The sequence below is a fragment of the Armatimonas sp. genome, from assembly GCF_031410135.1.
In the GTDB taxonomy this organism is placed as follows: domain Bacteria; phylum Armatimonadota; class Armatimonadia; order Armatimonadales; family Armatimonadaceae; genus Armatimonas.
On the sequence record NZ_JANNYP010000019.1, the window covers coordinates 1 to 9,337 of the forward strand.

Annotated in this window: 11 protein-coding genes and 1 pseudogene; 3 read left to right on the forward strand and 9 right to left on the reverse strand. The window is 56.2% G+C overall.

What is annotated here, in order from left to right:
* On the forward strand, positions 1-360 hold a 360-nt coding region (locus tag RMO15_RS00665), incomplete at its 5' end, for a hypothetical protein (protein ID WP_309706909.1).
* A 280-nt stretch (positions 361-640) separates the two neighbouring features.
* On the opposite strand, the gene RMO15_RS00670 is transcribed toward RMO15_RS00665, so the two are convergent.
* The 8 genes from RMO15_RS00670 to RMO15_RS00705 form a co-directional block, all read right to left on the reverse strand.
* The gene (locus tag RMO15_RS00670) at positions 641-2,497 is read right to left on the reverse strand and encodes an RNA polymerase sigma factor (protein ID WP_309706911.1); all 1,857 of its coding nucleotides are present in this window, start codon (positions 2,495-2,497) and stop codon (positions 641-643) included.
* Between the two features lie 525 nt (positions 2,498-3,022).
* Positions 3,023-4,684: a hypothetical protein gene (locus tag RMO15_RS00675; RefSeq protein WP_309706913.1), complete on the reverse strand. Its 1,662-nt coding sequence runs from the start codon at positions 4,682-4,684 to the stop codon at positions 3,023-3,025.
* Between the two features lie 153 nt (positions 4,685-4,837).
* The gene (locus RMO15_RS00680; protein WP_309685311.1) at positions 4,838-5,344 is read right to left on the reverse strand and encodes a recombinase family protein; all 507 of its coding nucleotides are present in this window, start codon (positions 5,342-5,344) and stop codon (positions 4,838-4,840) included.
* 49 nt (positions 5,345-5,393) lie between these two features.
* Positions 5,394-5,594 carry a helix-turn-helix domain-containing protein gene (locus RMO15_RS00685; RefSeq protein ID WP_309706915.1) on the reverse strand — a complete coding sequence of 67 codons (201 nt, stop codon included), beginning with the start codon at positions 5,592-5,594 and terminating at the stop codon, positions 5,394-5,396.
* A 53-nt stretch (positions 5,595-5,647) separates the two neighbouring features.
* Positions 5,648-6,253 (reverse strand): alpha-ketoglutarate-dependent dioxygenase AlkB, encoded by a 606-nt coding sequence (locus RMO15_RS00690; RefSeq protein ID WP_309685314.1) that lies wholly within the window; start codon positions 6,251-6,253, stop codon positions 5,648-5,650.
* A 65-nt stretch (positions 6,254-6,318) separates the two neighbouring features.
* Entirely contained in the window at positions 6,319-6,609 is a 291-nt protein-coding gene (locus RMO15_RS00695; RefSeq protein ID WP_309706917.1) for a hypothetical protein, read from the reverse strand.
* Complete coding sequence (locus RMO15_RS00700) at positions 6,576-7,253, reverse strand: hypothetical protein (protein ID WP_309706919.1); 678 nt, start codon at positions 7,251-7,253, stop codon at positions 6,576-6,578. The genes RMO15_RS00695 and RMO15_RS00700 overlap by 34 nt, the downstream gene beginning before the upstream one ends.
* A 52-nt stretch (positions 7,254-7,305) precedes the next feature.
* A complete protein-coding gene (locus RMO15_RS00705) occupies positions 7,306-7,938 on the reverse strand; it encodes a GNAT family N-acetyltransferase (RefSeq protein ID WP_309706921.1) in 633 nt (210 codons plus the stop codon).
* Between the two features lie 94 nt (positions 7,939-8,032).
* Between RMO15_RS00705 and RMO15_RS00710 the strand changes: the two genes are divergently transcribed.
* Complete coding sequence (locus RMO15_RS00710; RefSeq protein WP_309706923.1) at positions 8,033-8,425, forward strand: helix-turn-helix transcriptional regulator; 393 nt, start codon at positions 8,033-8,035, stop codon at positions 8,423-8,425.
* Positions 8,426-8,556: 131 nt separating this feature from the next.
* Positions 8,557-8,952 carry a hypothetical protein gene (locus tag RMO15_RS00715; RefSeq protein ID WP_309696108.1) on the forward strand — a complete coding sequence of 132 codons (396 nt, stop codon included), beginning with the start codon at positions 8,557-8,559 and terminating at the stop codon, positions 8,950-8,952.
* A gap of 64 nt (positions 8,953-9,016) precedes the next feature.
* Here the strand turns inward: RMO15_RS00715 and RMO15_RS00720 are convergent.
* Positions 9,017-9,337: pseudogene (locus RMO15_RS00720) on the reverse strand (nucleotidyl transferase AbiEii/AbiGii toxin family protein); the annotation flags it as partial.

The window sequence follows — 9,337 nt, forward strand, 5'->3', positions numbered from 1 at the left end:
GACGAGCGACGTGCCGAGCTGACACGAGAGAGCCAGATTTTGGCGGAGAGCCTCCGTCGCCATACCACTCGCTCGAACCAGTGGCTGACAGAGGTAGAGGGCGCATTTTCCTTTTGCAGGAGCTTAAAACAACGATTTGAGGAGGGGACCTCCCAGCAGAAGAGGGCAATCCTTGAAATCGTCGGCTCGAACCGGTGCATTCGTGGCAAAAAGCTCTTCATCCAACCTGATGAACTCTTTGCCACAGTACGCTCCGGCAACGAAAATGGGGACTGGCGCCCCCTGCTGGATCATGTTCGAAAAATATCCCAAGGGCAGACACAATCTTTTGGTCGGTTCCAGGCAGCTCTAAACCTGTAACTGAGCGCCTGCCCGGCCACTTGGGAAAGCGGCGATGAAGGCATCTTCAGTGTAGCATGATACTCATCTACATAAAAATTTTAGGTACGTAGATTTGGTAGACGAGTTTCTTGACCACCATTACGAAGGAGCGCCATCCAGGAGGCAACATCGCGGCTCCCTCTACAGGGTCTCGCTCAGCGTACTCTTCAATGGGTCGTTAAACCAGACTACGAGTAGACTGTCTGAATACCGCCCTGCCAAAGTGACTGCGGGAAAAGTGTCCTGGAAAACGCCTGGTCTACAGTCCCGTGGCAGTGACGAATTCCAGGTCATTGTAGACTCCCTCGAACTCCTTGATCCGCCGGAATTCCTCCAAAACCCAGCCAGGCCGCGCATCCGGGCGTACCGCTGCCATTTGTAGCAGCGAAACCACTTCCGACCGTACGCCTTCGCCACGCACTTTCCAGAGCGTCGCCGCCGCCTGAACCAGACTTCGATAACTGTAATCCCCCGTCGCAAGTTGACGCTCGAAGTACGCCCATGCTCGCTCGTATTGCTCTACTCCGTACAGCAAAGTGGCGCAGGTATTCAGACAACTGGCAATGGTCGTCGCCTGCCACTCCTCGTTCGGGTCGAGCGTGGGAAGATACGCGGCCACAAGAAGCTCTAATTCCTCGACGATCGCCCTACGGGACGCCTCGCCTCGCTCCGTGAAACTATCGGTCCGATCCTCAAAAGCGAAGTCCCACATCTGTTTCATCTCGATGCGCCAGAAGGGGGAGAAGGCGTCCCGGTCGGCCTCGTCGGACAGGTTTCCGCTGGCCCGGATCGCTTCCCAGGCTTCTTCGTCTCTCCCCGTTTCGCGCAGCGCCAACGCCCTCGTGCGGATCAGGTAATACCGCTCACGACGCGAGCGTGCCGTTTTTGGCATTTCGTCCAGTATCTGCCCCGCCCGCGTCAGCCACTCCTCCAGATGTCCGAAGGTCTTCCAAAGGTCCCAATAGGAATACGAAGAAAATGCCCATAGCATCAACTCCCCGTCCGGCGCAATCTCATTCATCACGCCGGTTCCGACGAACGTATGCAGCCATTCCAGAAACTCACGGTGCAACCGTACGTACTCGCCGCGATAGCCGCTGAGGCACAGAGCGTAGAGCCGCAATTTGGTCGCTTCCGCGCGTTCCGGCGGGGTCAGGTCGGGTCGGGCGAGATACAGGTTCAGAAGGTCCGCCGCCGTTGAATACTGGTTCAGGTCCCAGATGATCATCATGACCGTGCGCCGCATCGCTTTCCGGTCCAGTGGTTCTCCGGCGAGCAATTTTTCCTCAAAGGCATTGCGCTCCCGCTCTAGCGCGTCCCAATCGGGCGGCGGCTGGGGGCCTTCGCCGGGCATCGGCGTATGATACCGGGAGCATGCCTGCTGATGGTCGCGCTTCACCCTACCCTGGAACTGCGCGGTGGCGGAGGGCCGCTCCTTGTTGAGTGTTTCTTCAGACATGGTAAACATTCTCCTTTTTAAGCGGGTCCGTGCGGCGTGCAGGCGGCCTTTCACAGTCGAGAGCGGCACATCGAGCGATTCCGCGATCTCCTTCATCGACTGGTCGCCGACGTAGAACAGTAGGACGGCCGTGCGCTCCGCTTCGGGCAGGTCACGCACCGCCTGACGGACTGCCTCGCGCATCTCAGACACGGCTAGCTCCGTCGCTAGGTCGCCGTCGAAGGACGCTGCTGTCGTGGCTGCGGTGGCATCGTCGAGTGTTAAGGCCGTTGCCGCTCGAAACTGTCGTCGTCGGGTAATTCGGTCGGCGTGCTTCCGCACCAAGGTTTTCAGCAGCGAGGGGAACGCGGTGGGATGCTGAAGGTCTGGTAGGCGTCGCAGGGCTTCGACAAAAGCTTCCTGAGCCACGTCCTCGGCATCCGGGATCCCACCGCCGAGTCCGCCAAGCAGGGACGCCGCAAGGCCAACGGCCATGTCCTGAAAGCGCAGGATCAGTGTGTTAAGCGCGTCCGTATCCCCATTTTGCGCATGGATCACCAGCTCGGGGAGCGCTATAAACGCCCGACGTCTCGTTGCCGCTAGTGCATTCAAGGGGGCGGCGGAGACGGTGTTGTGCTGTGATCTGCTTTTTCTCTCCGCCAATTCAGTTCGCGTCAATAGGTCTGTCATCGCATCATCACGCTTTCTGCTATGGTCCGCAGTTGCCGTCTTCCTGGACTCTCTACGTTGACTGCTTGCTTTAAGAGACCCAGTATCGTCCCCAAAGGTTAGAATAGTTTTTGAAATCATTCGCTCCCGTCGCTGCCAGCGAACCCGGAATTGACTAACTTCTGGGAGATCGGCACCTTTTCTGGATGCCAATTCCCGTCGATCCGTCCCCTGTAGGTCGGTGACAATTAATGGAACAGAAAACTCGGTTAAGCGCCCTCTCCATCTACGCTCCTCACAAAACGCTTGTTAAGTTGAGGACTTGGAGCTTTCGCCGCTCCTAAAATTACTGCCCGCGACCTTGGCGCTACCGCCAAAAACGGTCGGATACTGTTGGCGAATTCACGAAAACCGCCTGACTGGCGGCTAGAGTCATCTACAACCGACCGGTCGTCATGGTGGGCTTTCCAGGGTCAAACTTAATTCGCCAACAGTATCCGGTTGTTTTTGGCACAAAGAAAAATTGCGACATTTTTAAGCGGCACTCGATTTGGGAGCATCCATATGGCTCAGTTCCTGAATAGCTTCTTGGTTTTCCGGATCTAGGATCAGTAAGTAGTCCAAAGCAGTTCGGCTTCGAAAGTGCTTTCCCATACTCAGGAAATTTAAGGCGAGAAATTGCTCTGGCCACCCTTTCTCAGATGTCCACTGGCCGAAACGGTTGAATAGAGCCTGAGCCGCCGTTATTTCTCCGCGTGCCAGGAGCCGGTAGAGCAATAAAAAGATAAAACGGTCATGATACGCCGGATAAGGGCAAATTCTCGTTCGACGAGCCACACTATGTGTAGGTACGCGCCAGTCATCATTCAAAGCATTGAGGAGAGCTTCTGCTCCTTGGGTCTGAAGTAGGTGCCGAAGCTGACGTGGCGAAGGGCCATAGGCATCTGGTTCAAGGTAGGGTTTGGGACTATCGGCTCCTGGAGGCACATAGTCCAAGAACGGCCCATCGCCACAGAATCCCTGGTCTCGATGTTGTGCTAGTTGCGCATTTAAGGCATCAGGATCATTTTTCAATGTAGAGTCAAGGAAGTGCAGAACCGTTTCACAGAGCGTTTGGAAGCGATTCCAAGCGCGATTCGCCTCATCCTGTATCTCTGGTCGCTCTGCATCCGATGCTGCTTTGAGCTGAGCCCAATATCCAAGCGATTGCACACTCACGAAACCATCGTGGCCCAGAGAATCTGTGGTGAAAAGATAGCGCGGTGTGGAGGTCATCGAATCCACCATTTCAAAACCGGCTTCTGGGTTGGCGGCAAAAAGGATCGGTCGCGAAAGATTTGCTCTGGCCTTCTTTACGGCGCTTCGCATTCCACCCCATCCGGGCATGTCTAGTCCGTGATAGTCTTCCGTTGTGTCAAGGCTCACGGTTGCATCCACCGCGCATCCAGGAACCGTTTGGTACTCTATAGCGACATGCGCCCCACCACTATGCCCGATCATACCAATGTGATTCCAATCGACAAATGGCAGCCCATGGGCAAAATTAATGAGAAAAGGGATGTCTCCGGCGGTTGCTCCTCGCGATTCAATGCTGAAGGAACACCCATCCATTTGCTGAAATGCGCTCCCAATGACCACGTAGCCATGGCTTACTAGAAACTCGCACATGACACTGTTGGCCTCAAAGGGGGAGCCGTAGCCTGCGTGAAACAGAATCAGAGGGAATTGCCCCTCTGCCGCTGCTGCGTCGCGATACGCGCCCGTAGGAACTTGGAGTAGCTGCTCAAAGGCTTGCTTCTCTTCCGGTGTCCAATCCGCTATTTCCTTTGGGGGCCACATGGGGAGTGTGTAATGCGCTCTCTGTTGGCTGGCGTATTTCTGTAGTTCCTGGCTGAAGCTGGCAATGAGCGGATCATCGGTCGCGATGTTGAGATAATCCCCATAGGCCATTGGCGTATTCGTATCATTGCGTGGCGTGTTAGTATTATTGTGATTCGTGGGATACCAGAGATTGATAAGGATAGGACGCGGCGATTTGGCGGGCGACTCAGGGACGGAATCATTCTCGGCTCTTCTTTGATAAGTGCGCCCGTAGTCGAGCTTCCAGAGGCTTTTGAACCCACAGGAATAAGCGCCAGGAGTAAGTCCCTGCCAAAGCGGTGGCATTGTTGCTGAAGAAGGATCGGATGTTTTCATGGTCTCTGACTTTCCCTCGACACGAACAGTGGAGGTAGCTCTTTATACCTGACCGCCACGTGAGCAGTGTAATCCGGGCGTTTTTCTGGACACTTTGACTGCGGTCACTTAGTGCCAAAGTATGGTTCCTTTTCGGATACAGATTCCGGCGGGTTAGGCAGCCTGCTCTCTGGCCTTCTTGGCAAGAGCAATTCCCCGTTTGATGCGTCGGCTATGATCCAGCCTCCTCACGGCGTCGAGATCACGAGATATTTGATCTAGCCCTTGGTCAAGGCCTGTGAACTCCCTGGGCCGATTCAAGATGTGAGATTCTCGATCCAGCACTTGAGCGAGACTTGTCAACTCCCTGGCCGGACTCAGGATACGGAGCTTGACATCGCGTTTTTGAAGATCAGACATGATCTCGGCAAAACCGGGAAGCGAATTACTCAAACGAGCCACATCATAGACGACGAGGGTGTCTCCGGCTTGGAGATTCCCCAGAACTTGGGTCAAGCCCGTCCGATCAGCCAGAGTGAGCATACCAGAACTGAACTCCTCAAACACACTGTCACAGCCAGCAGCTAAAAGTGCAGCCCTTTGCTTTGCAAGATTTGCGTCCTCTTGTGTTGAATCTTGAAGTCTAGATGCGGTGCGGGCGTAGCCGATGAGTGTTCCCATAAAGCGATCCTAGTCAAAACGACAAGGTTCGTCAACGAGAAGCGGAGCCTCAGAGTTCCGCTGGCCGTGCGGGCTCCAGAAGCGCCAGCAGATCCTCGCGCTGGATCAGAACCTTCCGCAGCCCCGCCACTCGGAACGCCTTGAGTTTGCCCGAGCGGATGTAGGAGCGGATTGTGGAGGTCGAGAGTTGGAGATAGCTTGCTGCCTGCTCCACCGTCAGGAGCGGCATCCCTTCGGGATTATCTGTCATGAGTGCAGTATACGCTAGGCCTTCCACAGCGAGGTCAACCGATGACACAGAAGTCAGCGGATGACTCGAAACGTCAGGTTGATCCGGGGCTCAAGCGAGCGAGCCGACTTGGGAAGCTGGTGGAGCCAGAAGTGCTGGGTTGTCCCCGCCATGATCAGAAGGCTCCCCGCCGTGAGATCCAGAGCGACTCTCTGCTCCTTGTGGCTCTTGTGCTTAAAGTGAAAACGCCGCGTCGCTCCTAAGTTGACCGACGCGATAACGGGGTTCTCACCCAGCTCCTTCTCATCATCAGAGTGCCAACCCATGCTGTCGCGCTCCGTTCGGTAGTAGTTGAGCAGAACACTGTTGAAGACCACGCCCGCCACAGGCTCGATCCGCTCCTTTATCGCCAGAAGCTCAGCAGTCCAGGCTTGCGGCTGCATCGTCATCCCCGAGTAGGTGTAGCTGCAACCGGGGTCGCCATGCCATGCCGTGAGCCGGGGCTGATCTACCCAACGACCAAAGAGCCGAATCTGGTCTTGCCGCCACGGGATTGTCTGGGTCAGCTCGGCAAGAAGCCTGGTCGCTTCGGGCTCGTTAAAGAAATCTGGGTAGAAGCGCACATCGGCATCGGGCATATCGAGTACAGAGCCTTCCCTACCAAGTGCATCGTCGTCCATACCAGCAGTATACGCCCCGGTTGATGGTTGGAAGAGGGGAGCCACTCGCCCACACCACGAGAGAATTATCGGCTCTTGACCCTGCGACGCTCGGCGAAGAGGAGCTTATCTATTCGCTTCTCCAGGAACCGGCGGATGGGATCGAAGGAGAAAGCCAGAACCAGCACCCCAAAGCGCGTTACCCCGCCCGATTCGGAGCTAGCAAACGTGTCCGTGACGAGGAGCACCAAAGCACTGTAGCAAGCAAGCACCAGCGAGAGCGCGACGCCAAGCACCACGGCACGGCGAATGAAGACGCGGATATCGAAGAGCTGGTGGCGGATCACCGCGTAGGCAACAGAGAGCAGAAAAAGCAAGGTCGAGAGCGGTCCGACATCGATCCAACGGAAGTCATCGAACGTGTAAGGTAGAAGGTGTAAGGTAGAAGGGCATTGGTCACCAGAGAGATTACCCCGGTTGCAAGAGTCCCCCACCCTAGTAGCAGGAGCTGATCTCGGTGCGGGGAGGCTACCCAGCTACTGGAGCGGAACGCCAGCCACAGCGTCGCGGCCAGCATCCCCACCACATGAGCTACGTAGAGGGCAAACAGCGGCCCGTAGATCGTCTCATGCCCACCCGTAATGCCTGTACCGACCAGCTCAGCCTTATCAATCCATGGAGTCCCAGCACTGATAACGGCTAGGGCAACTGACAACCAGAGCAGCCAGGTATCGCTGGCATGGGAAGGGAGAGCAGCAACGGCCTTGACGAACCTAAAGCCGGAGTAGACTGCAAGGCTCACGGCGGCGAAGTTGGCACGACCGACCAGCAGAACGTAGCCAGGATCTTCCGAGCGTCCGAACAGGAATAGGGTTACCACCCAGACGAGGAGCGCGAGGCACGAGGCCACAAACCAGCGCACAACAGGCGAGCGACCTTCCCGAACCAGGAGGAAGATCGAGGCACCCGCCAGCAGGAGAGCACAAATAGCGTAGAGGACTTCGGCGAGGATCGAGTTCATCGAGCAAAGGGAGAGTTCATCTACCCCATCGTCGCATATTTACCGTGCCGCCTCAAGCCGCGGCAAGTGGCCTGGGCTGCCGCTCTGTAGCTTTAGGCTGTAGGGCGGCAGTAAAGATGCTCCGGTAAGTTGTCGAGGCCAGGGCACGCTCGGCCAGCGATCCAGCGACCTCGCGGACGGACAGACTACAAGGGTAGCAAGGCTCTCCCCAGTGCTCCCGAAGCTCCCCGATCACCACGAGCGGCCAGCCCAGCAGGCGATAGCACCTGAGCATCTTCGGCGTTGCTTCCAGCCAGACAGTCTTGACTTGGTTCTCCACGCAGTAGCGCCACAGTGCCGAGCCAAGCTGCCAGAAGGCCGCGCCGCTGTCCTTGCCACGATACTCGGGAAGCACCGCCAGAACCGCCGCGTGCAGTACTCCAGAAGTGGCATCTTGTACGGCAAGCTCGGGCCAGACTTGGTGAGTGGGGACCTCACCCGCCTCATCCGGTGTGACAAGCTGGAGTCCGCCCACAAGTTGTTCACCATTCCAGACGCCAAAGTATACTGAGCGCTCCACATGTGCACGAAGCTGATCGCCCGGCTGCCAGCTTTCTGCCGCAGCGATCCGCTCGAACAAGGTGATGACCTCATGACGCCGCGCACAGGTCGCTTGGTCAGTACGAAGATTCAGTATTGCACTCATGAAGTGCCAGTATACCGTATTTATACAGTGTGTGATTATGCAGTGCTATTTTATGCTGTGGCACTTCATACACCCGTTCATTATGGTGCTGGGTATGGAACAACCCGATAAGACCTCGGACCAGTCTGATAACTCGGACCAGTCTGATAAGATGCCACCCCAACATAAAGGGACATTACGTCAGCTTGAAACTAGTACCGCGGCTGCTCCCACCACAGCAAGAGGTAACCTGGCATTGCAGGTTGCCATTGGCAAGCGTATCCGCCAGAGACGAGAGCAAAAAGGCATGGCTCAAGAAACCTTTGCTTATGAGGCGGGCTTCAATCGTGCTTGGTATGGCTCGATCGAGCGGGGCCGCTACAATATCACCGCATCCAACCTAGCTCGCATCGCCCTAGCACTTGGTGTTGAAGTCGGTGAACTCTTCCCCAGCCAAGTAGAAATGGGTGGTTTGCTTGCCAATTTATCTGAGGAAAACCTGGACTAAAGCTTCTCAGAATCTCCAGGTTTTAGGTACAAACAATCCATTGGCAATCACAAAGTAAGTCAATGATCAGGCAAAGTAAGTCAATGATCAGGCAAACAAAATTGACTTCGCGGACATAAAGGAAAATAAAAATGGGACGACGACCGAAAGCTGCTATCGAAGTGGCGGCAGTGGAAGAGACGGTGGCAATAGTAGCGCCTGTGGTTAGGCGACGGCGTAGAAGCTCTGTGGTGGATCACGGTGCGCAGGCGCAAATACTCATAGACTCGCTACTTCGAGGACGAGGTGTGAGCGGTGCAAGCCAGCAAGAGGCGCTTGCCGTAGTGCTCTGGGCACGCGGGGTACATGCGGAAGCGGAGGAGCTAAAGACGCTCACCACTAGGGTGCGCCGCGCCAAGACTCTAAACGCCGCCGATCGTCAGGTTGCCCTCACCCTCAACCAGACACTGCTCGATGGGGTACTGGCGGGAAGCCTGATCGTGGACGTGAACGAAGCGGGAACCGTCTCCTTCCGCCAAGCCGCGTAAGTCACTTCCGCCAAGCCGCGTAAGTCAAATCCAAGCTCCGCTGTTCAAGCAGAATGCGGAGCTTCTATCTGGAGGAGCGGAGTTTATTGAGTTTCTGGACATTGAGTGCCTTCCAACGAAGACCAGGATGCTCACGAACCCAGTCCGAAACTTCACCCTCCATACCCAGAAGCTCAGGCAATATCTCACCGCGACCCGCCAGCGCCTCAAGGAACGCCAGCTCTCCTTCACTCAGAGGCAGCACCACACCGAGCGCCTCCTTCGTCTCGGCAAGCAGACGACCGGGCATACCGGAATCACGGAAACGCTGGGCAGCAGCACCGCGAAGCAGAGGCAAGACATCCGCCTCTAGACGGTTCACAGACTTGTCGATGTCCTCAATGCT

What these genes read in the sequence shown, in the direction of transcription:
- RMO15_RS00710 (WP_309706923.1), top strand. Translation starts at nt 8,033, where the DNA reads ATGGAACAACCCGATAAGACCTCGGACCAGTCTGATAACTCGGACCAG.
- RMO15_RS00705 (WP_309706921.1), bottom strand. Translation starts at nt 7,938, where the DNA reads ATGAGTGCAATACTGAATCTTCGTACTGACCAAGCGACCTGTGCGCGG.
- RMO15_RS00690 (WP_309685314.1), bottom strand. Translation starts at nt 6,253, where the DNA reads ATGGACGACGATGCACTTGGTAGGGAAGGCTCTGTACTCGATATGCCC.
- RMO15_RS00715 (WP_309696108.1), top strand. Translation starts at nt 8,557, where the DNA reads ATGGGACGACGACCGAAAGCTGCTATCGAAGTGGCGGCAGTGGAAGAG.
- RMO15_RS00700 (WP_309706919.1), bottom strand. Translation starts at nt 7,253, where the DNA reads ATGAACTCGATCCTCGCCGAAGTCCTCTACGCTATTTGTGCTCTCCTG.
- RMO15_RS00680 (WP_309685311.1), bottom strand. Translation starts at nt 5,344, where the DNA reads ATGGGAACACTCATCGGCTACGCCCGCACCGCATCTAGACTTCAAGAT.
- RMO15_RS00675 (WP_309706913.1), bottom strand. Translation starts at nt 4,684, where the DNA reads ATGAAAACATCCGATCCTTCTTCAGCAACAATGCCACCGCTTTGGCAG.
- RMO15_RS00685 (WP_309706915.1), bottom strand. Translation starts at nt 5,594, where the DNA reads ATGACAGATAATCCCGAAGGGATGCCGCTCCTGACGGTGGAGCAGGCA.